The 23,421-nt window shown below is 70.8% G+C and carries 22 protein-coding genes; 16 read left to right on the plus strand and 6 right to left on the minus strand.

Annotated features, from left to right (window positions below):
- Positions 1-26: 26 nt before the first annotated feature.
- Both ACFY04_RS27585 and ACFY04_RS27590 read right to left on the minus strand, forming a co-directional pair.
- Complete coding sequence (locus ACFY04_RS27585; protein WP_389120610.1) at positions 27-1,277, minus strand: spermidine/putrescine ABC transporter substrate-binding protein; 1,251 nt, start codon at positions 1,275-1,277, stop codon at positions 27-29.
- Positions 1,278-1,346: 69 nt separating this feature from the next.
- Entirely contained in the window at positions 1,347-2,864 is a 1,518-nt protein-coding gene (locus tag ACFY04_RS27590) for a gamma-aminobutyraldehyde dehydrogenase (protein WP_389120612.1), read from the minus strand.
- Between the two features lie 194 nt (positions 2,865-3,058).
- Here ACFY04_RS27590 and ACFY04_RS27595 point away from each other — a divergent pair, with 194 nt between their 5' ends.
- Together ACFY04_RS27595 and ACFY04_RS27600 are read left to right on the plus strand one after the other, a co-directional pair.
- Complete coding sequence (locus ACFY04_RS27595; RefSeq protein ID WP_389120615.1) at positions 3,059-3,613, plus strand: NADAR family protein; 555 nt, start codon at positions 3,059-3,061, stop codon at positions 3,611-3,613.
- Positions 3,614-4,147: 534 nt separating this feature from the next.
- Positions 4,148-5,737: a TROVE domain-containing protein gene (locus ACFY04_RS27600; protein WP_389120617.1), complete on the plus strand. Its 1,590-nt coding sequence runs from the start codon at positions 4,148-4,150 to the stop codon at positions 5,735-5,737.
- A 10-nt stretch (positions 5,738-5,747) separates the two neighbouring features.
- Here ACFY04_RS27600 and ACFY04_RS27605 read toward each other — a convergent pair whose 3' ends face one another.
- Positions 5,748-6,455: a DUF4190 domain-containing protein gene (locus tag ACFY04_RS27605; protein WP_389120619.1), complete on the minus strand. Its 708-nt coding sequence runs from the start codon at positions 6,453-6,455 to the stop codon at positions 5,748-5,750.
- A gap of 110 nt (positions 6,456-6,565) precedes the next feature.
- On the opposite strand from ACFY04_RS27605, the gene ACFY04_RS27610 reads away from it, so the two are divergent.
- The 5 genes from ACFY04_RS27610 (at position 6,566) to ACFY04_RS27630 (ending at position 11,495) form a co-directional block, all read left to right on the plus strand.
- Entirely contained in the window at positions 6,566-7,591 is a 1,026-nt protein-coding gene (locus ACFY04_RS27610; protein ID WP_389120621.1) for an adenosine deaminase, read from the plus strand.
- Positions 7,592-7,627: 36 nt separating this feature from the next.
- A complete protein-coding gene (locus ACFY04_RS27615) occupies positions 7,628-8,317 on the plus strand; it encodes a glycerophosphodiester phosphodiesterase (protein ID WP_389120623.1) in 690 nt (229 codons plus the stop codon).
- 86 nt (positions 8,318-8,403) lie between these two features.
- A complete protein-coding gene (locus tag ACFY04_RS27620; RefSeq protein ID WP_389120823.1) occupies positions 8,404-9,480 on the plus strand; it encodes a sensor histidine kinase in 1,077 nt (358 codons plus the stop codon).
- The gene (locus tag ACFY04_RS27625; RefSeq protein ID WP_389120625.1) at positions 9,477-10,145 is read left to right on the plus strand and encodes a response regulator; all 669 of its coding nucleotides are present in this window, start codon (positions 9,477-9,479) and stop codon (positions 10,143-10,145) included. Before ACFY04_RS27620 ends, ACFY04_RS27625 begins: the two co-directional genes overlap by 4 nt.
- Before the next feature lie 150 nt (positions 10,146-10,295).
- Positions 10,296-11,495 carry a serine hydrolase domain-containing protein gene (locus ACFY04_RS27630; RefSeq protein ID WP_389120627.1) on the plus strand — a complete coding sequence of 400 codons (1,200 nt, stop codon included), beginning with the start codon at positions 10,296-10,298 and terminating at the stop codon, positions 11,493-11,495.
- A 3-nt stretch (positions 11,496-11,498) separates the two neighbouring features.
- On the opposite strand, the gene ACFY04_RS27635 is transcribed toward ACFY04_RS27630, so the two are convergent.
- The 3 genes from ACFY04_RS27635 to ACFY04_RS27645 form a co-directional block, all read right to left on the minus strand.
- Positions 11,499-11,963: a hypothetical protein gene (locus ACFY04_RS27635; protein ID WP_389120629.1), complete on the minus strand. Its 465-nt coding sequence runs from the start codon at positions 11,961-11,963 to the stop codon at positions 11,499-11,501.
- Positions 11,964-12,042: 79 nt separating this feature from the next.
- Positions 12,043-13,221: a spermidine/putrescine ABC transporter substrate-binding protein gene (locus tag ACFY04_RS27640; RefSeq protein WP_389120632.1), complete on the minus strand. Its 1,179-nt coding sequence runs from the start codon at positions 13,219-13,221 to the stop codon at positions 12,043-12,045.
- A 92-nt stretch (positions 13,222-13,313) separates the two neighbouring features.
- On the minus strand, positions 13,314-14,753 hold the full coding sequence (locus ACFY04_RS27645; protein ID WP_389120633.1) for a gamma-aminobutyraldehyde dehydrogenase: 1,440 nt from the start codon (positions 14,751-14,753) through the stop codon (positions 13,314-13,316).
- A 168-nt stretch (positions 14,754-14,921) separates the two neighbouring features.
- Between ACFY04_RS27645 and ACFY04_RS27650 the strand changes: the two genes are divergently transcribed.
- From ACFY04_RS27650 to ACFY04_RS27690, 9 genes are all read left to right on the plus strand, one after another.
- Positions 14,922-15,425 carry an Lrp/AsnC family transcriptional regulator gene (locus ACFY04_RS27650; RefSeq protein WP_007266859.1) on the plus strand — a complete coding sequence of 168 codons (504 nt, stop codon included), beginning with the start codon at positions 14,922-14,924 and terminating at the stop codon, positions 15,423-15,425.
- Positions 15,410-16,789, plus strand: a complete 1,380-nt coding sequence (locus ACFY04_RS27655) for an aspartate aminotransferase family protein (protein WP_314244423.1) — start codon at positions 15,410-15,412, stop codon at positions 16,787-16,789. Before ACFY04_RS27650 ends, ACFY04_RS27655 begins: the two co-directional genes overlap by 16 nt.
- A 185-nt stretch (positions 16,790-16,974) precedes the next feature.
- On the plus strand, positions 16,975-17,733 hold the full coding sequence (locus tag ACFY04_RS27660; protein WP_389120634.1) for an ABC transporter ATP-binding protein: 759 nt from the start codon (positions 16,975-16,977) through the stop codon (positions 17,731-17,733).
- The gene (locus ACFY04_RS27665) at positions 17,715-18,788 is read left to right on the plus strand and encodes a hypothetical protein (RefSeq protein WP_389120636.1); all 1,074 of its coding nucleotides are present in this window, start codon (positions 17,715-17,717) and stop codon (positions 18,786-18,788) included. Before ACFY04_RS27660 ends, ACFY04_RS27665 begins: the two co-directional genes overlap by 19 nt.
- A 26-nt stretch (positions 18,789-18,814) precedes the next feature.
- A complete protein-coding gene (locus tag ACFY04_RS27670; RefSeq protein WP_389120638.1) occupies positions 18,815-19,906 on the plus strand; it encodes an LOG family protein in 1,092 nt (363 codons plus the stop codon).
- Between the two features lie 80 nt (positions 19,907-19,986).
- Positions 19,987-20,892, plus strand: coding sequence for a hypothetical protein (locus ACFY04_RS27675; protein ID WP_389120641.1), 906 nt, complete (start codon positions 19,987-19,989; stop codon positions 20,890-20,892).
- 100 nt (positions 20,893-20,992) lie between these two features.
- On the plus strand, positions 20,993-21,631 hold the full coding sequence (locus ACFY04_RS27680) for a hypothetical protein (protein WP_389120642.1): 639 nt from the start codon (positions 20,993-20,995) through the stop codon (positions 21,629-21,631).
- A gap of 121 nt (positions 21,632-21,752) precedes the next feature.
- Positions 21,753-22,016, plus strand: coding sequence for a ferredoxin (locus tag ACFY04_RS27685; protein ID WP_389120644.1), 264 nt, complete (start codon positions 21,753-21,755; stop codon positions 22,014-22,016).
- A complete protein-coding gene (locus ACFY04_RS27690) occupies positions 22,013-23,416 on the plus strand; it encodes an NAD(P)/FAD-dependent oxidoreductase (protein WP_389120646.1) in 1,404 nt (467 codons plus the stop codon). Before ACFY04_RS27685 ends, ACFY04_RS27690 begins: the two co-directional genes overlap by 4 nt.
- Positions 23,417-23,421: the final 5 nt, after the last annotated feature.

Here is a 23,421-nt window from a genome sequence, read left to right on the forward strand (position 1 = left end):
GGGACCGGCCCGCCGCGGGGCGTGCGTCAGGCGCCGATGAGCTTGGCGAACTTCTCCTCGTACTCCGTCTCTTCCTCGCTGGTGAGGGAGCGGAAGGCGTGGGCCTTGGCGGCCATCGCCTTGTCCGGGACGATCAGGGGGTTGTCCGCGAGCGCGGGGTCGATCTTGGCCAGCTCGTCCTTGACGCCCTCCACCGGGCAGACGTAGCTGATGTACGCGGCCAGCTGGGCGGCGATCTCGGGCTCGTAGTAGAAGTCGATCAGCTTTTCCGCGTTGGCCTTGTGCCGGGCCTTGACCGGGACCAGCAGGTTGTCGCTGGAGGTGATGTATCCGGGGGCGGGGATGGCGTACTTGATGTCCGGGTTGCCAGCCTGGAGCTGGATGATGTCCCCGGCCCAGGCGAGGCAGGCGGCGAGGTCGCCCTTGTCGAGGTCGGAGGTGTAGTCGTTGCCGGTGAAGCGGCGGATCTGGTTCTTGTCCACGCCCTTCTGGAGCCGGCCGATCGCCTCGTCGAAGTCGGCGGTGGTGAACTTCGCCGGGTCCTTGCCCTGGTCGAGCAGGGTCATGCCGACGCTGTCGCGCATCTCGGTGAGGAAGCCGACGCGGCCCTTGAGGGAGGGGTCGTCGAGCAGCTGGGTGACGGAGTCGACCTTCTTGCCGCCGGTCGCCTTCTCGTTGTAGGCGATGACGGTGTCGATACCGGTCCAGGGGTAGCTGTAGGCCCGTCCCGGGTCCCAGTCCGGGGTGCGGAACTGCGGGATCAGGTTGGCGTAGGCGTGCGGGAGGTGCGCGGGGTCCAGCTTCTGCGCCCAGCCGAGGCGGATGATGCGGGCGGCGAGCCAGTCGGTGACGACGATCAGGTCGCGGCCGGTGTCCTGGCCGGCCGCGAGCTGGGGGCGGATCTTGCCGAAGAACTCGACGTTGTCGTTGATGTCCTCGGTGTACTTGACCTTGATGCCGGTCCGCTTGGTGAACTCCTCCAGCGTGGGACGGCTCTTCTCGTCCTCGCTGGTGTCCATGTACTCGGTCCAGTTGGAGAAGTTGATCTCCTTCTCCTGGGCCGAGTGGTCGTCGGAGGCCACGGCCGCGTCGCCCTCACGTTTGGCGGGCGGAATCCCGCACCCGGTGAGGGCGGACAGCCCTCCGAGGGTGAGCGCTCCGACCCCGGAGGCGCGCAGCAGTGAGCGGCGGGTGAGGGCGCCGCGCCCGCTGGTGAGGCTGCGCCGCATCGCGGCGAGTTGCGCCGCCGAGAGGCGGTCGGGCTCGAACTGCTCCATGCGCTGTGCCCTTTCGGGAGGTGTACCGCTGGTCAGGCGGTGGGCCCACGCGGCGTCGGCCGCTGATGGTTACGGACGGTCCCCGAAGATCGTGCGGTGCCAGTCCTTCTCGGCTACCGCGGTGTTGTCGTACATCACGTGCTTGACCTGCGTGTACTCCTCGAAGGAGTAGGTCGACATGTCCTTTCCGAAGCCGCTGGCCTTGTAGCCCCCGTGGGGCATCTCGCTGATGATCGGAATGTGGTCGTTGACCCAGACGCAGCCCGCCTTGATCTCGCGGGTGGCCCGGTTCGCCCGGTAGAGGTCGCGGCTCCAGGCGGAGGCCGCGAGTCCGTACGGGGTGTCGTTGGCCAGCGCGATGCCCTCGTCGTCGGTGTCGAAGGGCAGGACGACGAGGACCGGGCCGAAGATCTCGGACTGGACCACCTCGCTGTCCTGGGCGGCGCCGGCGATGAGGGTGGGCCGGTAGTACGCGCCCCCGGCCAGGTCCCCGGCCGGGATCTCGCCGCCGGTGACGACGGTGGCGTAGGCGCGGGCACGCTCGACGAACCCGGCGACCCGATCGCGCTGGGCGTGCGAGACCAGCGGGCCCAGGTCGGTGGTGGGCGCGAAGGGGTCGCCGAGGCGGACGCTCTCCATCAGCTCGGCCACCCGGGAGACGAAGGCGTCGTGCAGGGGGCGCTGGACGTAGGCACGGGTGGCGGCCGTGCAGTCCTGGCCGGTGTTGATGAGGGAGGCGGCGACGGCGCCGTGCGCGGCGGCCTCCAGGTCGGCGTCGTCGAAGACGAGGAAGGGTGCCTTGCCGCCGAGCTCCAGGTGGAGCCGCTTGACGGTGGCGGTGGCGATCTCGGCGACCCGCTTGCCGACGGCGGTGGAGCCGGTGAAGGAGGTCATCACCACGTCGGGGTGGCCCACCAGGTGCTCTCCGGCTTCGCGGCCGGCGCCGGTGACGATGTTGATCACGCCGTCGGGCAGGCCCGCTTCCTTGGCCGCCTGCGCGAACATCAGGGAGGTGAGCGGGGTGAGCTCGGCGGGCTTGAGGACGATGGTGTTGCCCGCGGCGATCGCCGGGAGGATCTTCCAGGCGGCCATCTGGAGCGGATAGTTCCAGGGCGCGATCGAGCCGACGACCCCGATGGCCTCACGGCGTACGTACGAGGTGTGGTCGCCCGAGTACTCGGCGGCCGCCTGCCCCTGGAGGTGCCGGGCGGCGCCCGCGAAGAAGGCGGTGTTGTCGATGGTTCCCGGTACGTCGAACTCCGTGGACAGCTTGATCGGCTTGCCGCACTGGAGGGACTCTGCGTACGCGAAGTCCTCCGCCTGCTCGGCCAGGACGGCCGCCAGCCGGTGCAGGGCGTCCGAGCGCTCGCCGGGGGTGGCGCCGGACCAGCCCGGGAAGGCCCTCTTGGCGGCGGCGACGGCCTCGTCGACGTCCGCGGTGCCGGCGAGCTCGTAGGTCAGGACCTCGTCGCCGGTCGCCGGATCGACCACGGTGTGTGACTGTCCGGAGGTGCCGGACCTCAGTTGCCCGTCGATGTACTGCGCGCCGTCTGCGAAGCGGTCTTTGACCTGGAAGCGGTTGCCCATAACGCTCTCACGCTCTCCGTAGCTACAGTTCGAGCTACAGCTCGAATTGAGTGCCGATCCTGACAGAGGTGGTGCCCTCGGCCAAGGGATTCCGTTGTTGCCTTTTGATTACGCGACGGAATCGGTCGACCATGTGTCGAGGCACACCGAAAATCCGGTACGAAGTGTCAGTGGCGACTGCCAGACTCGCGTGCATGGAGAAGATGGACGAACTGATCAAGCAGGTCAGCCGCGGTGAGCGGGTGAAGTACCTGCCGTTCTGGGGGCACCGCCCGCAGCCGGACGGCAGGCTCGGTCCGAGCTGTCTGAGCCAGTGGTGGCCCGCTTCCTTCACTGTCGGTGACGTCCGTTATGCGACTGCCGAACACTGGATGATGGCCGGCAAGGCCCGGATCTTCGGCGATGCCGAGGCGGAGCGCGCCGCGGTGGAGGCGAAGAGCCCGGCGGCCGCGAAGAAGGTCGGGCGCCTCGTGCGCGGCTTCGACGGCGCGATCTGGGAGCGGGAGCGCTTCGCCCTGGTGGTGGAGGGCAGCGTGCACAAGTTCGACTCCGACCCGGCGCTGCGCGGGTACCTGCTGGGCACCGGGAAGCGGGTGCTGGTGGAGGCGAGCCCGATGGACCGGATCTGGGGCATCGGACTGGCGGCCGACGACGAGCGCGCCCTGGACCCGGCGCGCTGGCGCGGACTGAACCTGCTGGGCTTCGCCCTCATGGAGGCCCGCGAGCGGCTGCGCGAGACGAACGGGTGACGCAGCGGCGCCGGGCCGCCGCCGTCCCGCCGCTCCCGGCGGCGCGGGTCTGACATAAATGCGTGGCGGCGACCCGGACGGGCCGCCTAACGTGATCAGCGTCCAGGTGCGAAGGCGAGACCTACTTCGACTCATAATCGGGCGGCCGCGGGTTCGAGTCCCGTCACCGGCTTCGGGCCGGTGTAGCTCAGCTGGTAGAGCACCTTGTGGTTTCGCCGACTTCGATCTCTGGACACCTACGTCACGCACCTCCCGGTGCGCAGGCTGCGGCTCCTTCTTTTGCAAAGAAACCCAGGCCGCCGCCACCTTGATCTCGGGAGGCCGGCGTGGGGGATGCCCGGTGCGCAGGCGACGGTTACTTCTGGGGACCCGGAGGCCGTGGGTTCGAATCCCACCCGGCTCGTCACCCGCAAGGGAACGGGCCGGTGGAGCAGCCAGGCAGCTCGCCGGGCATAAAGTCCGCCGCCGACTCCCGATCTCGGGCATCCCTCACCCCATGCCTCCCCCGCTTCCATCGAATTCGGGGGGATTCTCATGGCTCGCTTCAACCAGCGCGCGCTCAAGTCGGCGCCCGCCTCGCCCACTTCGCCCGTCCGCTCCGCCGGACCCGCTCGCACCGCTCAGGGCGGCCCGGGCCACCTGCGTGACCCGCGCTCCGAGCTGTTCCTGCTCGCCGTCGCCAACTTCGTGACGCAGCGGACCGCCTACGAGGGCGGCGGGGCGCGCGACGACCGGTTCGCGGCGCTCGTACGCACCCTCGCCGTCGAGGATCCCGCCTGGACGGCCGGCCTGCTGGGCTGGCTCCGCGGGGACGCGAACATGCGGACCGCCTCGCTCGTCGGCGCCGCCGAGTACGTGAAGGCCCGACTCGACGCGGGCGTCACCGACGGGCCTTCGAACCGCCGGGTGGTCGACTCCGTGCTACGGCGCGCGGACGAGCCCGGTGAGCTGCTGGCCTACTGGACGGCGGCGTACGGGCGCAACGTGCCCAAGCCCGTCAAGCGCGGTATCGCCGACGCCGTACGCCGGCTCTACTCCGGCACCTCGCTGCTGAAGTACGACACCGACTCCAAGGCCTACCGCTTCGGCGACGTCCTCAACCTCGTGCACGCCTCCCCCGATCCGGCCAAGCCCTGGCAGGGCGAGCTGTTCCGCTACGCCCTCGACCGCAGGCACAACCCGGAGAGCGCCGAGGTCCCGGCGGGCAACCGGACCCTCGTGGCCCACCGGGCGCTGATGGAGCTGCCGGTGCAGGAGCGCCGGGCACAGGTCATCGCCCCGGACGGGGCGGAGCGGCTCGCGGCGGCGGGCATGACCTGGGAGTCGCTGGCCGGTTGGCTGCAGGGGCCGATGGACGCGGCCGCCTGGGAGGCGGTCATCCCGTCCATGGGTGCGATGGCGCTGCTGCGCAACCTGCGCAACTTCGACCGGGCCGGGGTCTCGGACGCGGTGGCCGCGCAGGTCGCGGCGAGGATCTCCGACCCGGAGGTCGTCGCCCGGTCCCGGCAGTTCCCGTTCCGCTACCTGGCCGCCTATCAGCACGCGCCCTCGCTGCGCTGGTCGTACCCGCTGGAGCAGGCGCTCGGCCACTCGCTGGCCAACGTACCGGCGCTGCCGGGCCGGACGCTGGTGCTCGTCGACCGGTCCGGTTCGATGTGGTCCCCGCTGTCGGACCGCTCCGAGCTCAACCGGGCTGACGCCGCGGCCATTTTCGGAACGGCGCTGGCGCTGCGGGCCGAGCAGGCCGACCTGGTGCAGTTCGGTACGCACAGCGAGGCGGTCCCGTGCCGCCGCGGCGAGTCCGTACTGAAGGTGCTGGAGCGGTTCGGGCAGCTCGGCGGGACCTACACGGCCGCGGCGGTGAAGAAGTATTACGACGGCCACGACCGGGTGCTGATCGTCACCGACGAGCAGGCCGCCTCGTACGGCTACGGCGGCGATCCGACGGCCGAGGTGCCGGCCGCGGTTCCCGTCTACACCTGGAACCTGGCCGGCTACCGGGTGGGCCACGCGCCCTCCGGTACCGCGAACCGGCACACCTTCGGCGGGCTCACCGACGGGGCCTTCCGGATGGTGTCCCTGATCGAGGCCGGCCGCGACGCCGACTGGCCCTGGGCCTCCTGAGGCGGCCCGGTCAGACCTTCTCGCGCACCCGGGAGTTGTCGTAGGGGCTGTCGTAGGGCGAGTCGTCGGTGGACCCCCGCTCCATGAAGCCGGCGAACACGACCGCGATCATCACGGCGCCCAGCACGATGCCGATCGCGCCCAGGATGATGCCGGCGAGCGCCATCCCGCCGTTGTCCGCCTCGCCGCGGCTCGCCTTGCCTCGGCCCAGCGCGCCGAAGACGACCGCGGCCGCCCCGAGCGCCACCGCGAAGAAGCTGGTGATGCAGCCGATGACCGCGAGGATCCCGAGGACGAGCGCGGTGATGCCGAAGCCGTTGCTGCGCTGCGCCCCGTAGGGCGGCGGGTACCCGCCCTGGCCGGGGTATCCCGGATACCCGGGATACCCCGGGTGACCGGTCTGCACGGGGTATCCGGTCTGTGCGGGGTATCCGGCGTCGCCGGGGTATCCGTAACCGGGCTGGACCGGGTACCCGTACGCCGCGGAGGCGGGCGGGCCGGTCATCGGGGGCGGGGTCGGCGTCGGTATCGGAGCCGGGGCCGGCGCGGACGGGGGGAACTGGTCGCCCGGCATCCCGGCGAGTGTCGGCTGGTCGTGCACGGAAGGCGGGCCCGACACGCCCGGCGCCCCCTGTGCACCCTGCGGCTTGCCCAGCTCGACCGCCGGCCGCTCCAGCGGCGCCCACGGGTCTCGCGGCTCGGGACTGCTGTCGGTCATACGGCGCCCCCCTCTCGTACAGCCATGCTAAGCGCTGCCACCGACAGTCACGGGCGTGCCTACGATGAATCCCGACCTGCCCGCACCCGCGTCCTCCCGGAGGCACCCCCATGACCGACCTGCACCCCTTCATCGCGGGGCTGCCGAAGGCCGAACTCCACGTCCACCACGTCGGCTCGGCATCCCCGCGCATCGTGGCCGAGCTCGCCTCCCGGCACCCCGACTCGAAGGTTCCCACCGACCCCGAGGCCCTCGCCGACTACTTCACCTTCACCGACTTCGCGCACTTCATCGAGGTCTACCTGTCGGTGGTCGACCTGGTCCGCACCCCGGACGACGTGCGCACCCTCACCTTCGAAGTCGCCCGCGACATGGCCCGGCAGAACATCCGCTACGCCGAGCTGACCATCACCCCGTACTCCTCCACCCGCCGCGGCATCGACGAGAAGGCCTTCATGGAGGCCATCGAGGACGCCCGCCGGGCCGCCGAGACCGAACTCGGCGTCATCCTGCGCTGGTGCTTCGACATCCCCGGCGAGGCCGGCCTGGAGGCCGCCGCCGAGACCGCCCGGCTCGCCGTCGACCACCACCCCGAGGGACTGGTCTCCTTCGGCCTCGGCGGCCCCGAGATCGGCGTCCCGCGCCCGCAGTTCAAGCCGTACTTCGACGCCGCCCGCGCCGCTGGTCTGCGCAGCGTCCCGCACGCCGGCGAGACCACCGGCCCGGAGACGATCTGGGACGCCATCCGCGAGCTCGGCGCCGAGCGCATCGGCCACGGCACCAGCGCCACCCAGGACCCCGAGCTGCTCGCCTACCTCGCCGAGCACCGGATCGCGCTGGAGGTCTGCCCGACCTCCAACATCGCGACCCGCGCGGTGACCGACCTCGACCGGCACCCCGTCAAGGAGATGGTCGCGGCGGGCGTGCTCGTCACCATCAACAGCGACGACCCGCCGATGTTCGGCTCCGACCTGAACAACGAGTACGCGGTGGCCGCCCGCCTCCTCGACCTCGACGAGCGCGGGCTCGCGCAGCTCGCCAAGAACGCCGTCGAGGCCTCCTTCCTGGACCCGGCCGGCAAGGCGAAGCTGAACGCGGAGATCGACACGTACACCGACGAATGGCTCGCGCGCTGACGCGTTCTCGGCAACTGCGCCCCTGAGAATGGGGACATGAGCACTCTGACTGCCGTCGGCCACCGCGGCGATCCCTACCGTGTCCGTGAGAACACCCTGGCCTCGATCCGCTCCGCGTTCGCGCGCGGGGCGGACTCCGTCGAGATCGACGTACGGCTGACCAGGGACGGGGTGCCGGTGCTCCTCCACGACGAGACGCTCCTGCGGCTGTGGGGCCACGACGTACGCCTCGACGACGTCACGGCCCCGCAGCTGAAGGGGCTGACGCTGGGCGGAGTTCCGACGCTGCGCGACGCCCTGACGGCCGCCGGGCCGGGCCGGCTGATGCTCGACCTCCCCGGCGCCACGCCCGAGGCGGTACGCATCGTCGTGGGCCAGGTCCACGAGTGCGGGGCGCGCGAGCGGACGTACTACTGCGCGGGCCCGAACACGATGCTGGCGGTCCGCGCCGCCGATCCGGGCGCGGAGATCGCGCTGACCTGGACCTCGCTGTCGCCGCCGCGGCGGGCGCTGATCGACGCCGTGGCGCCGCGCTGGCTCAACTACCGTTTCGGACTGGTGAGCCGGGAGCTGGTGGACGCGCTCCACCGGGACGGCCTGCTGGTGTCGGCCTGGACGGCGGACACCAAGCGGACGATGAAGGGCCTCGTCGCGGCGGGGGTCGATTCGATCACCACGAACCGGCTGGACGCGCTGACGGCCGTACGGACCGGGCTCGGGCGGTGATACGGGCCTTCCGGGAGGGCATCCGCGGCGCCGATCCGCGGTGGCAGGACCTGGGCCTGACCCTGCTGGTGCAGCTGGCCGTCACGATGCCGTTCGTCGTGGCCCGGTCGCCCGAGCTCCCGCCCGCGACCTGGACCTCGTACGCGCTGACCACGGCCGCCGTACTGCCCCTGATCTGGCGGCGCCGGGCACCGGTGGGTGTACTGGCGGCGATTCTGGTCCTCGGAGGGATCTACAAGGTCGTGGTCGACGGGCCGGGCCAGCCGCTGCCGTACGCGGGCCTCATCGCCTTCTACACGGTCGCCCTGCAGTGCGCCCTGCGGGTCCGCGCGGCCGTGGGGCTGGCCACCGTGGTGGTGGTGGCCGTGTCGGTGGGCTGGGAGACGGGGACGGCGCGGGAATTGCTGTTCACGCTGTTCGTCTCGGCGGCGGCGTACGCCCTGGGACGGCTCCAGCACACGCGGCAGGCCTACACCGAGGCCGCCCTGGCCCGCGCCGCCGAGCTGGAGCGGGCCAACCGGATCGAGGCGGAGCAGGCTGCCGCACGCGAACGGGCCAGGATCGCGCGGGAGATGCACGACATCCTCTCGCACGCGGTCAGCATCATGATCGTGCAGGCGGAGGCCGGACCGGTGGCCGTGCGCAGGGCTCCGGAGCGGGCCGAGGCGGCCTTCGAGGCGATCGCGGAGACGGGGCGGGACGCGATGGCGCAGCTGCGCGCGATGCTGGGTGTGCTGCGCACCGACGAAGCCGCGCCCCGGAGCCCGCAGCCGGGGATCGCCGGGCTGACGGAGCTGGTGGACCGGGTACGGGCCAGCGGGCTGCGGGTGACGTACGAACGGACCGGCGCGGTGCGCGAGCTGCCGGCCGCACTGGAGGCGACCGTGCACCGGGTGGTGCAGGAAGCCCTGACCAACGTGGTCAGGCACGCCGGGGCTTCGGCGGCGGACGTCACGCTCGTGTACGGACCGGGGACGCTCACGGTGACGGTCACGGACGACGGCCGGGGACCCGGTGGCGCCTCGGGCGGGCACGGGCTGATCGGCATCCGCGAGCGGGCGGCGGCCCACGGCGGAACTGCAGAGTCCGGCCCGGGCCCGGACGGGGTCGGGTACTCGGTGCGGGTGTCCCTTGTAACCTCGCCGCTGGAGGTGGGGAATTGACGATCCGTGTGGTGGTGGCCGATGACCAGGAGCTGGTGCGCAGCGGCTTCGCGATGATCCTGGACGTCCAGGAGGACATCGAGGTCGTGGCCGAGGTGGGGGACGGCGCGGCGGCGGTGGAGGCGGTGGCCCGGCTCGCGCCGGACGTGGCGCTGCTGGACATACGGATGCCGGTGCTGGACGGGATCGAGGCGTGCCGGGCGATTTCGGCCGGGAGCGCGTGCCGCACGGTGATGCTCACGACCTTCGACTCGGACGAGTACGTGTACGAGGCACTGCACGCGGGAGCGAGCGGGTTCCTGCTGAAGGACGTGCGGCGGGACGACCTGGTGCACGCCGTACGGGTGGTGGCGGCGGGCGAGTCGCTGCTGGCGCCGTCGGTGGCGCGGCGGCTGATCGAGGAGTACACGACGGCGACGGCGCGGCCTTGTCTTCCGGCGGACCGGCTGGAGGTGCTGACGGCGCGGGAGCGGGAGACGCTGCTGCACCTGGGGCGGGGCCTGTCCAACGCAGAGATCGCGGCGTCGCTGGTGGTGAGCGAGCACACGGTGAAGTCGCACGTGGGGAACGTGCTGGCGAAGCTGGGGCTGCGGGACCGGATCCAGGCGGTGATCTGCGCGTACGAGACGGGCCTGATCGCGGTGGGTACTCCCTCCGGGGAGTGAGGGGACGGCGTGTCGCCTCCCCCGCACCGGGTAGTTGTCGTACCGGTGAAGACCCCTCTGGATGGTGATCCGCAACTACCCCTTGGACCTGGAGCATTGAGGTCATCGGGGCAGACGGCACCGATGGCCTCACAGGGGGAGCACACCACCATGAACGCACGTACGCGCACGCTGATCGCAGCCGCTCTGGTCCTGGGCATCGCGTCCGGACCCGTCGTCGCACACGCCGCTTCGGTTCCCGCACGGGCGGGGGGCACGGCGGGCGTCTCGGCGCCCCTCGTGCCGGCCCCGCCGAATGCCGCGGTACTGGAGCGGGCGATCGCCGGTCTCGGAGCGGAGCACAAGGACGCGACTGCCGCGCTGGTCCGCGTCGGGGGTACGAGCGGTGGCTGGCGGGGCAGTTCCGGTGTCGCGGACATCGTCACGGGGCGGGCGGCCGTCGAGCAGGGGAGGTTCCGGGCGGGGTCGGTGACCAAGACCTTCACCGCGGCGGTGGTGCTCCAGCTGGCGGCCGAGGGCCGGGTGGATCTGGACGGGCCGGTCCGGCGGTACCTGCCCGGGACCGTCCCCGATGCCTACGGCACCGTCACTGTCCGGCAGTTGCTCAACCACACCAGCGGCATTCCGGCGGCGGACGGCCCGGGCGACTCGTTCGAGGCGCAGTGGGAGCACCGCTTCGATGTGACCGACCCGCACGACCAGCTGGTCAATGCCCTGGCGAAGAAGCCGGAGTTCACCCCGGGCTCGGCCCAGCACTACCTGAACATCAACTACACCTTGCTGGGCGTGCTCGTCGAGAAGGTGACGGGCACCTCGTACGAGGAGGCGGTCGGCCGGCGGATCCTGAGGCCGCTCGGTCTGCACCAGACCTCCTTCCCGTCCCGGACGCAGACGAGGATCCACGGTCCGCACAACCGTGGGTACCAGGCGCTCCCCCAGGCGGACGGCTCCCGGGAGCTGCGGGACGTGACCGAGTGGAACTCCTCGGACCGCTGGGCGGCCGGGGACATCATCTCGACCACGGCCGATCTGGAGCGGTTCACCAAGGCCCTGTTCAGCGAGCGGATCGTGCCGGCGGCCCAGCTGGAAGAGATGTTCACCGTGCCCGCGGTGAAGAACTTCGCCGGCGGGAAGGACGCCACGCTGACCGCGGGACTGTCCAGGATCGCCCTGCCGGACGGCACGGTGGCGTGGGGCAAGTCCGGCGGCCGGCACGGGTACAACACCGGCATAGGTGCGACGCGGGACCTGTCCCGCACCTTGGCCTACTCGGTCAACTCCACGAACGCCAAGGGCGAGGACACGAACCCGGTGGTCTTGGGCATCGTGATGGCGGCCTTCGCCGGGTAGGCATCAAGCAGGCATCGCTTCGAGGCGCTTGATCATGCGGCGGAGGATCAGCAGGGGGATCACCCCGAAGACGCCGAACGACATGTCGATGACGCTCCACCAGACGGGGATGCCCCGGATCGGGCCGCATATCAGGGCCAGCGGAATCACTCCGGCGCAGGCGATCAGGCCGGCTTCGACGATCCAGATGTTGCGGACCGGGTCGCGGTGGACCCCGTAGAAGAAGACGGCGATGACGAGGTGGGCGAAGGCGAGCCAGTCGGTTCCGTAGAGGAGGAAGGGGTAATCGGCGTCGGCCCGCTCCAGCCCGTCGCCCACCCGTCGCAGCCACTCGTTGTCGATCAGGGCGTTGGCCCACCGGAGCTCGCTCACCAGGGGGAAGGCCGTGAGGCCGCTGAGTACCAGGCAGATCAGGAACAGGGTCAACCAGGCACGGATCCGCCGCTGAAGGGCGCTTCTCTCGCTCATGGAAGGAAGCCTACGCCTATTTCTGAACACGTTCAGCCAAGTTGCTGAACGTGTTCAATACCCGCTGCCGGGTGCCCTGTCAGAGACCGACGATCGCGTTCCAGCGCTTGGCGAGGGACCGGCGCTCGGCCGAGGAGATGTCCCGGGCCACGACCAGCCGCTTGCGCATGTCGTCGTCCGGGAAGATCAGCGGGTTCTCGGCCAGTTCGGCGGTCTCCTGGTCGTCGGAGGCGGCCAGGACCTCCCGGGCGGCCGGGACGGGGCAGACGTAGTTGACGGAGGCGGCGAGCGAGGCGGCCACCTCGGGTGCGTAGTAGTAGTCGATGAGGGCCTCGGCATTGGTTTTGTGCCGGGCCAGGTTGGGGACGAGCAGGCTCTCGGCCCAGAGTTCGGCCCCTTCCTCCGGAACGACGAACTCGATGTCCGGGTTGTCGGCCTGGAGCTGGATGGCGTCACCGGAGTAGGCCTGGCAGGCGAGGACATCGCCCTTGCTCAGATCGGAGGTGTAGTCGTTGCCGGTGAAGCGGCGGATGTGCTTCCTCTTCACCATGTTCTCGACCTGGTCGCACATCCGGTGGAAGTCGGACTCGGTCCAGCGGGTGACGTCCACGCCGTTGCCCTGCATGAGCAGGGCGAAGGACTCGTCGAGGCCGGAGAAGAGGGTGACCTTGCCCGCCAGGTCCGCCTGCCACAGGTCCTTGACGGACTTGATCTCCCGGCCCAGGGCCTTGCGGTTGTAGGCGATACCGGTGATCCCCGACTGCCAGGGGACGGTGTGCAGCCGGCCCTCGTCGAAGGCGGGGGACCGCAGTTGCGGGTCGAGGTGCCGGGCCACGTTGGGCTGGGCCGACCGGTCCAGCTGCTGGGCCCAGCCCAGGTGGACGAAGCGGGCGGCCATCCAGTCGCTGACCACGATCAGGTCGTGGCCGGTCTCCTGGCGGTTCATCAGGGCCGGGCTGACCTTGCCGAAGAACTCGTCATTGTCGTTGATCTCCTCGGTGTACCGGACCTCGATGCCGGTCCGCTCCGAGAAGGCCTCCAGTGTCGGGCGGCGCTCCTCGTCCTCCTCGTCGGTGTCGATGTAGAGCGGCCAGTTGGAGAACGTGACGCTGCGGTCCCGCTCGGAACGGTCCGGGCCCTCGCGCCCTTCCTCGGGAACGTAGGCGGCGGGAACGCCGCAGCCGGAGAGGGCGGCCGCGAGGCCAGCGGCACCGAGGCCGTACAGCGCAGAACGGCGGGAGAAGGCGAGTTCAGGCATGGGCACAGCCTCGGCGAACGCGAGGGGGCGGGCAATAGACATGTTGTCTACTGCCCGCCCCGTCAACGCTGTGCTGTGATCGATGCGGCCGATCAGCTGTCGAGCGAGGTCATCACGTGCTTGATGCGCGTGTAGTCCTCGAAGCCGTAGGCGGAGAGGTCCTTGCCGTAGCCGGACTTCTTGAAGCCGCCGTGCGGCATCTCGGCGACGAGCGGGATGTGGGTGTTGATCCACACGCAGCCGAAGTCGAGGTTCTTGGACATCCGCATCGCGCGGCCGTGGTCCTTGGTCCACACGGAGGAGGCGAGGGCGAACTCGACGCCGTTCGCGTACTCCAGGGCCTGGCCCTCGTTCGTGAAGGACTGGACGGTGATGACGGGGCCGAAGACCTCGTTCTGGATGATCTCGTCGTCCTGCTTGAGGCCGGAGACCACGGTCGGGGCGTAGAAGTAGCCCTTGTCGCCGACCTGGTGGCCGCCCGCCTCGACCTTGGCGTGGGCGGGGAGGCGCTCGATGAAGCCCGCGACCTGCTTGAGCTGGTTCGGGTTGTTCAGCGGGCCGTACAGGACGTCCTCGTCGTCCGGCTGACCGGTCTTGGTGTCGGCGGCGGCCTTGGCGAGCGCGGCCACGAACTCGTCGTGGATCGACTCGTGCACGAGCACGCGGGTGGCGGCCGTACAGTCCTGGCCGGCGTTGAAGTAGCCGGCGACCGCGATGTCCTCGACGGCCTTGGCGATGTCGGCGTCCTCGAAGACCACGACCGGGGCCTTGCCGCCGAGCTCCAGGTGGACGCGCTTGACGTCCTTGGAGGCGCTCTCGGCGACCTGCATGCCCGCGCGCACCGAGCCGGTGATGGAGGCCATCGCCGGGGTGGAGTGCTCGACCATGGCCTTGCCGGTCTCGCGGTCACCGCAGATGACGTTGAACACGCCCTTGGGCAGCACCGAGTCGATGATCTCCGCCATCAGGACGGTGGAGGCCGGGGTGGTGTCCGAGGGCTTGAGCACGACGGTGTTGCCCGCCGCGATCGCCGGGGCGAACTTCCACACGGCCATCATCATCGGGTAGTTCCACGGCGCGACCTGGGCGCAGACGCCGACCGGCTCACGGCGGATGATCGAGGTCATCCCCTCCATGTACTCGCCGGCCGAGCGGCCCTCCAGGAGCCGTGCGGCACCCGCGAAGAAGCGGATCTGGTCCACCATCGGGGGCAGCTCCTCGCTGGCCGTGAGGGCCAGCGGCTTGCCGGTGTTCTCCGACTCGGCGGCGACGAGCTCGTCCGCGCGCGCCTCGAAGGCGTCCGCGATCTTCAGCAGGGCCTTCTGGCGCTCCGCGGGGGTGGTGTCGCGCCAGCCCGGGAAGGCGGCAGCGGCAGCCGCCATGGCGGCGTCCACATCGGCCTGGCCCGAGAGCGGGGCGGTGGCGTACACCTCGCCGGTGGCCGGGTTGACCACCTCGGTGGTCCGCCCGTCGGCGGCGTCCTTGAACTCCCCGCCGATGTAGTTGCGCAGACGACGCAGTTCGGTGGTCACTACAGCCACACTCCTGATCACATGTCCAACGATTGAGACGATTACCAAGCCTAGCCTCTCGGCGGAGGCTTTCGACAGACCCAGACGCCACCAACTACGAAATCAGTGAGATCGGAGTCTTCAAACAACGGATTTCATCGATTCCGTCTTGCGGAACAGACGACCCTCGTGCACAGTGAGGTCGTGGTCAGTCGAAGCGCAGATTCCAGGAACAGACAACCGTCCCCTTCGGTCGATGCTGTGTCCCTGGCGATCATCGAGCAACTGCAGGAGGACGGTCGCCGTCCCTATGCATCGATCGGCAAGGCCGTAGGCCTTTCCGAAGCAGCCGTGCGCCAGCGGGTGCAGAAGCTGCTCGACCAGGGCGTCATGCAGATCGTCGCCGTCACCGACCCGCTCACCGTGGGCCTGCGACGCCAGGCCATGGTCGGCATCAACGTCGAGGGCGACCTCGACCCGGTGGCCGACGCGCTGACCGCCATGGCCGAGTGCGAGTACGTGGTGATGACCGCAGGGTCCTTCGACCTGATGGTGGAGATCGTCTGCGAGGACGACGACCACCTGCTCGAAACGATCAACAAGAAGATCCGCACGCTCCCCGGCGTGCGATCAACCGAAAGCTTCGTTTACCTGAAGCTGAAGAAGCAGACCTACATGTGGGGAACCCGATAACCGTGAGCCAGGACCTCTCCAAGACCGCGTACGACCATTTGTGGATGCACTTCACCCGCATGTCGTCCTACGAGAACTCCCCCGTCCCCACCATCGTCCGGGGCGAGGGCACCTACATCTGGGACGACAAGGGCAAGCGCTACCTCGACGGTCTCGCCGGACTGTTCGTGGTCAACGCAGGTCACGGCCGCAAGGAACTGGCCGAGGTCGCCTACAAGCAGGCCCAGGAACTCGCGTTCTTCCCCATCTGGTCGTACGCCCACCCCAAGGCCGTCGAGCTCGCCGAGCGCCTCGCCCACTACGCCCCGGGCGACCTGAACAAGGTCTTCTTCACCACCGGTGGCGGCGAGGCCGTGGAGACCGCCTGGAAGCTCGCCAAGCAGTACTTCAAGCTGCAGGGCAAGCACACCAAGTACAAGGTCATCTCGCGTGCGGTCGCCTACCACGGCACTCCGCAGGGCGCCCTGTCCATCACGGGCCTGCCGGCCCTGAAGGCCCCCTTCGAGCCGCTGGTCCCCGGCGCGCACAAGGTGCCGAACACCAACATCTACCGCGCCCCGATCTTCGGCGACGACCCGGAGGCCTACGGCCGCTGGTGCGCCGACCAGATCGAGCAGGAGATCCTCTTCGAGGGTGCCGACACCGTCGCCGCCGTCTTCCTGGAGCCGGTGCAGAACGCCGGTGGCTGCTTCCCGCCGCCGCCCGGGTACTTCCAGCGGGTCCGCGAGATCTGCGACGAGTACGACGTGCTGCTCGTCTCCGACGAGACGATCTGCGCGTTCGGCCGTCTGGGCACGATGTTCGCCTGTGACAAGTTCGACTACGTCCCGGACATGATCACGTGTGCCAAGGGCATGACCTCGGGCTACTCCCCGATCGGCGCCTGCATCATCTCCGACCGCCTGGCGGAGCCGTTCTACAAGGGCGACAACACCTTCCTGCACGGCTACACCTTCGGCGGCCACCCGGTCTCCTCGGCGGTCGCGCTGGCCAACCTCGACATCTTCGACAAGGAAGGCCTCAATCAGCACGTGCTGAACAACGAGGACGCCTTCCGCTCGACGCTGGAGAAGCTCCACGACCTGCCGATCGTCGGTGACGTACGCGGCAACGGGTACTTCTACGGCATCGAGCTCGTCAAGGACAAGGTCACGAAGGAGTCCTTCACGGACGAGGAGACGGAGCGCGTGCTCTACGGCTTCCTCTCCAAGGCGCTCTTCGAGAACGGCCTGTACTGCCGGGCCGACGACCGCGGTGACCCGGTCATCCAGCTCGCGCCGCCGCTGATCGCCGACCAGGGCACCTTCGACGAGATCGAGGGAATCCTGCGCTCGGTGCTCACCGAGGCATGGACCAAGCTGTAACCGGGCCGTAGACCGCCCGGGCCGCTGTAGTCCAACCACACGGCCCGGATCCTCCGTTCGAGTGAGAACGCGGGGGTCCGGGCCGTGTGCTGTCACCATCCAAGACGTTCATCTCTTTACATCTCAGTGCGGCGCCAGTGACTTCGACCGGTTCCGCTTCGTTCCCTCGGACGGAGGTGTACGCCATGGTGGCTCCACCGGACATTGCCCCGCCTGACAATGACGTCCTGTGGGCTCGGTCCCTTCACTACTCCCACGACGGCTCCCCCGCCCTCGTCGAGATCTCCGTCGCGGTCCGCCAGGGCGAGATCCTCGCCCTGACCGGTCCCCGCGGCAGCGGCAAGACCACCCTGCTCCGCTGTCTGTCCGGGCAGCTGCGGCCCCAGCAGGGCGAGGTCTGGTTCAACAGCGTCCCCGTGCACACCATGGGCACGCTCGTCCGCGAACGGCTGCGCCGCGACCGGTTCGGCTGGATCGGCCACGAGCCCCAGCTGCTGCCCGAGCTGAAGGTCTGGGAGAACGCGGCCCTGCCCCTGCTGCTCGCCGGGGCCTCCCACCGCACCGCCCGCAAGGCCGCCTGCGAATGGCTGGACCGCCTCGACATCGCCGGCTTCGCCCGCAAGCGCCCCGGCGCCCTGACCCGCGGCGAGTGCCAGCGGGTCGCGCTCGCCCGGGCCCTGGTCAACGAGCCCGCGGTGATCTTCGCCGACGAGCCCACGGCCCCACTGCACCGCACCGAGCGGGCCCTGCTGCTCCGAACGCTGACCACCGCGGCCCGCTCCCACGGCATCACCGTGCTGCTGGCCACCCACGACGAGGCCACCGCGGCCGTCGCGGACCGGCGGATCGCCCTGCTCGACGGCCGCCTCGCGGGGGCCGCGGCCGCCGCCTCCCCCGTCGCCGACACCACGGAGGACCAGGCCGCGTGCTCGCTCTCCGCCTAGCCCGCGGTTCCCGGCCGCTCGTCCAGCTGCGGCGGCTCCTCGTCGCCGCGGCCTCGGCCGGAACCGGATTCCTGCTCCTCTATGTACTCGCCGGTGCCGTGGCCCAGCCCGCCGGATCGTTCCCTCGCCTGCTGTGGGCCCTGATCCCGCTGGCCGTCACCGTCCACTTCGCCGTCGTCGTCGCCCGGGCCGACCCCGCGACCCAGCCCCGCGAGGGGCTGGACGCCGTCGGGCTGGGACCCGTTCGGCTCATGCTGGCCGCCGCGATCTCCACCGCCGTCGCCTGCACTCTGGGCAGCGCCGTGGCCCTGGCCGTCTTCCTCCACCTGCGCGGGGAACTGGCGGGGCTGCCGTTCGACGGGACCGGGGCCGAGCTGCTCCACGCCGACCAGCCGCTGCCGGTGGCGGGCTCCCTCACCCTGCTGGCCCTGATCCCGCTGACCGCCTCGGCCGCCACCGCCCTCGCGCTGCGCCCGCACCCGCCGCTGGCTCCCCAGACCGGACTGCCCTGGGGCATCGCCCTGACCGCCTGCGGGCTCGCGGCCTCGGCCTACGCGGGCCCGGTCGACGCCGGGATGCTCATCGGCTGGTCGCTGACCGCGGTCGGGCTCGCCCTCGCCGGACCGGGGCTCGCCTACGCCTGCGGGAGCCTGGTCCAGGCCGTGCGCCCGGGAGCGCTGCGGCTGCTGGCCGGGCGGACCCTCCAGGAGGAGGCCCCCCGGATCGGCCCCCCGCTGGGAGTGCTCTGCTCGGTGGCCGCGGGCGCCCTGACCGCGTTCGCCCTGCGCGACCGGGGCGGGCTGCCCCTCCCGCTGGGCCCGCTGACCGGGCCGGCCGTCGCCCTGGTGACCCTGTGCGCCGCCGCGACCCTTCTCGCATCCGTGCTGGAGGCCCGCAGGAGCCGGGAGCCCGGACGCACGGCCCTGCTCGACCTCGGTGCCCCGTCCAACGTCCTTCGCAGCGCCGCGAGTCTGCGGGCCACCGCGCTCCTGGCCGTGTGCGTCCCGCTCAGCTGGGGTGTGGCGCAGCTGACGTCGCTGGCATTGACCCGCTGACACGAGCAGCCCTTAGGGTGGGCCGAATGGTCAACCCAGACATCGAGATCGAGACGCTCGCCGAATTCGACCAGGTCGTGGCACGCGGCTCGCTCAGCGGCTACCGGATCCAGTCGGTCAACCTGCTGGAGCGGACCTTCGCGCTGCTGTCCGCCGACACCTCGGCGGCCGTGTTCCTGGGCTGTGCGATGGAGCCCGACGCGGCGGTGAAGGTCCGCGCCGACGGCGCGCTGGTCTTCCCGCCCGTACCGGACCTGCCGTTCAACCCGTACCGGGGCCTGCTCTACACGCCCGAGGAGCTCTTCGCCGGGCTGCCCGACGGGTACGAGGCCACCCCGGACGCCGAGGCGTACGCCTGGTTCCAGGAGACGAAGTCCGACGGTGACGTCTTCTCCTCGATGCTCCGTTCCATCCATGACGACGCCATCTCCGACGCCCTCGACGAGCGCCTCGCCGGTGTCCGGGTCGTCGGTGTGATGGGCGGCCACGCGATGGCCCGCGGCGGTGGGGACTACCGCGGCGCGGCGGAGCTGGGGCGGGCACTGACCCGGTCCGGGCTGACGGTGGCCACCGGCGGTGGCCCCGGCGCGATGGAGGCCGCCAACCTCGGCGCCTACCTGGCCCCGGCCCCGGACGAGGCCCTCGTGGAGGCCCTGGAGCTGCTGGCCAAGGCCCCTTCCTTCGCGCCGTCGGTGTCCGACTGGGCGCGCGCGGCCTTCGCCGTGCGTGAGCGCTTCCCCGCAGGCGGGGACTCGGTGGGCATCCCGACCTGGTTCTACGGGCACGAACCGCCGAACGCCTTCGCGGGCCACATAGCGAAGTACTTCGCGAACGCCACCCGCGAGGACGGGCTGCTGGCCCGCTCCAACGCGGGCGTGGTCTTCCTGCCCGGGGCGGCGGGCACCGTCCAGGAGATCTTCGACAACGGGACGCCCAACTACTACGAGTCCCGGGGCGAGCCGGCCCCGATGATCCTGGTCGGCCGCACCCACTGGACCGAGCACCTTCCGGCCTGGCCCCTGCTCCAGGCACTGGCGCGCGGCCGTGCGATGGAGTCCCGGATCGCGCTCGTCGACTCGGTGGGCGAGGTCCCGGACGTCCTCGCGTCGATGAGCTGAGATCCGGAGGCAACTTCCCGGCCCGTTCTGACGTCTGGCAGAGGTACCGCAAAACCTGCCAGACGTGAACGGAGCCCTTGGTGCTCATAGGCCTGCTGACCGCTGTCGCGGCGTCCATCTGCTACGGCACGGGTTCCGTGCTGCAAGCCGTCGGCTCGCGCCGCGCCGCACGCATGTCCCCGACCGCCGCCGGGGTGACCGCCCACGGCGGCCCCAACCTGTCGTCCACCGCGAAAGCGGCGATGACCTGGGAATTCATCGTCGGCACCATCCTGGACTTCGTGGGCTTCGGACTCGGGGCCCTGGCCGCCCGTCTGCTGCCCCTCTTCCTCTCGCAGACGGTGATCAGTGCCAACCTGGTGATCACGGCCGTGCTGAGCGTGAAGATGCTCGGCATCCGGCTGAGCCGGAAGGAATGGACCTCCATCGGTGTCGTCTGCACCGCGCTGGTGCTGCTGGCGACGGCCGCGGGCCACGAGGGCGGCCACCACGCGCCGATGTCCACGCACTGGTGGCTGCTGGGGATCACCCTGCTGCTGATGGTGGGCGGCACGGTGGCCGTACGCCTCCTCGGCGGCGGCGCCGCGATCCTGGCGGGCCTGCTGTCGGGCCTGGGCTTCGGCGCGCTCGGCGTCGGCGTCCGGATCCTGAACGGCGTGGACCCGTTCGACCTCGGCGCCCTCCTCACCGACCCGGCCCTCTACGCCATCCTGGTGGCGGGCGTCGGCGGCATGTACCTGCACACGGTCGCCCTCCAGATCGGCTCGGTGAACGGCGCCACGGCGGCCCTGGTCGTCGGCGAGACGGTCCTCCCCGGCGCGATCGGCGTCCTGTGGCTCGGCGACGCCTCCCGCCCAGGCCTGGCCTGGCTCGCGGTCCTCGGCTTCGTCCTGGCCGTCGCCGGAGCGGTGGCGGTCGCCTGGTACGGCAAGCACGAGGGGGCCGACGAAGCGGCGGCCGACCCGGTGCCGGAGCCGGTCGGCTGACCCGCCGGCCCGCCGGGCTCCCTCACCCGGTCGGCCGCCCCCCGGTGGTGGCGCGGCAGTGACTGCCGCTTGCTGGACCAGGGGAGAGAGTGAGGGGTTCGTGAGTCCCACGACCGATCGGCTCGATACGCCACGCGCGGCCGGGATGGCCGGAATCGCCTTCGCCGTGCTGCTCGGGGCGGCGATCGTCCTGATGCGGATCGCCGTCCCGGGCAACGTCGCCGACGCACCCGTCGACCCGGACAAGCGCTGGGCGGTCCAAGTGGCACTGGAGATCGTGCCCTTCGCGGGCATCTTCTTCCTCTGGTTCATGGGTGCCCTGCGCGCGCACACGGGTGCGGCCGAGGACCGGTTCGTCGCCACCGTGTTCCTCGGCAGCGGATTCGTCTTCGTGGCCACCTTGTTCGCCTCCGCCGCGGCGGCGGGCACGGTGCTGGCCGAGGGCACGCCCTCCGATTTCGGCCGCCACTACGCCTACACGCTCCTCGCGACGTACGCCATGCGGATGGCGGCCGTCTTCGTCCTCGCGACCTCGACCATCGGGCGGATGCTCGGCGTCTTCCCGCGGCCGCTGGCCCTGCTGGGCACCGTCGTCGGCCTGCTCCTGCTCGTGATCGGTTCCGGAGTGCCCTGGTCCGAGCTGCTGTTCCCGGCCTGGGCGCTGATCCTCAGCGTGTACGTCCTGCGCGTCCGGCGCGGCACCGCCCGTCGGCCTCCTACCTCCACAGACTCGCCCTGACCTGGGGATCCTCACTCCGGCAGGCAGCCTGTGGGTGCCGCGTGCATGCTGGTGGGAAGGGAGGACCCGGGGGCTCCGGGGGGTGACGGGGATGAACGGCCAAGGGAAAGGCAGAACCGTCATGAGGCTTGTCGTCGACCTCAACCGCTGCCAGGGATACGCCCAGTGCGCTTTCCTCGCTCCCGATGTCTTCGCCATGCACGGCGACGAGTCGCTGCTCTACAACCCGGAGGCGGATCCGGAGCAGCGCGAGGACGTCATGCGTGCCGTGGCCGCGTGTCCCGTGCAGGCCATCCTTCTGGAGATCACGGACGAGGACATGGCGAACATGGTGGCCCCGGAAGCCGTGGCCGGCGCCGGATCTCGTTCCGGAGGCGCGCGGTGACCGGTGCAGGAACACACGACGGATCCCTGGAGCGCCTCAAGCGCGAGGGCCGCATCGTCGTCGTCGGCGCGTCCCTGGCCGGCCTGCGGGCCGCCGAGACCATGCGCGAGAAGGGTTTCGCCGGTTCGCTCACGATGATCGGCGACGAACCGTACGAGCCGTACGACCGGCCCCCGCTGTCCAAGCAGGTCCTGCTGGGCAATGCGGTCGCCGACCACACCGCGCTCCCCCGCCGCCGAGCCATCGACGCCGACTGGCGCCTCGGGGTCCCGGCCACGGGCCTGGACATGGCCGGGCACCGGGTCAAGCTCGGCAACGGCGACGAGGTCGAGTACGACCGGCTGCTGATCGCCACCGGCGTACGCGCCCGGCCCTGGCCCAACGCGGAGGAAGGCGCCCTCAAGGGTGTCTTCGTGCTGCGCACCCGCGACGACGGCGAAGGGCTGCAGCGTGCCCTGGCCGCCGGTCCCCGCCGGGTGCTGGTCATCGGAGCCGGGTTCACCGGGTCCGAGATCGCCTCCGCGTGCCGGGAGCGAGGCCTGGACGTCACCGTCGCCGAACGGGGCGAGGCGCCGCTGGTCGGTGCGCTGGGCGGGGTGATCGGCGCGGTGGCGGCCGAGATGCACCGCGAGAACGGCGTCGACCTGCGTACCGGAATCATGGTGACCTCGCTGGAGGGCGACCCCTCCGGGCGGGTCCGCGCCGCGCACTTCTCCGACGGGTCCACCGTGGAGGCGGACGTGGTGGTCGTCTCGCTGGGCGCGCAGCGCAACACCGAGTGGCTCGCCGGGTCCGGGCTGGGCGCGGGTCCGCGGGGCATCGCCTGCGACGCGGGCTGCCGGGCCTTCGACGTCCGGGGCATCGTCACCGATGACATCTATGTGGCGGGTGACGTGGCACGTTCCCCGCACGCCCTGTTCGGCTACCAGTTCCTGTCGCTGGAGCACTGGGGCAACGCCGTCGCCCAGGCCGACACCGCCGCGCACAACATGCTCAGCGTGAGCGCCGACCGCCGCCCCCACCTGTGGGTTCCGGCGTTCTGGTCCTCCCAGTTCGGCGTGAACATCAAGTCGGTCGGGGTACCGCCGATGGGGACCGAGATCCTCATCACCCAGGGCTCGCTCGCCGAGCGCAGGTTCGCGGCCGTGTACGGGTACCAGGGGCGGCTGATCGCCGCCGTCACCTTCGACAACTGCCGCTGGCTGCCGTTCTACGAGCAGCAGATCGAGGCCACCGCGCCGTTCCCGCCGACGTTCTCCACGGTGGACCGCCGGCCCGAGGGGGCCAAGGCGCTGCCGGCCGACTTCCCCGACCCCTCCGTCCCGACCCACGGGCCGACCATCACGCTGAGCGGCTATTCGCCGGCGGACCGGAAGATGACCTTCACTCCCGGACGATGACCTTC

The organism is Streptomyces sp. NPDC001549 (assembly GCF_042894025.1).
Lineage (GTDB): Bacteria > Actinomycetota > Actinomycetes > Streptomycetales > Streptomycetaceae > Streptomyces > Streptomyces kutzneri.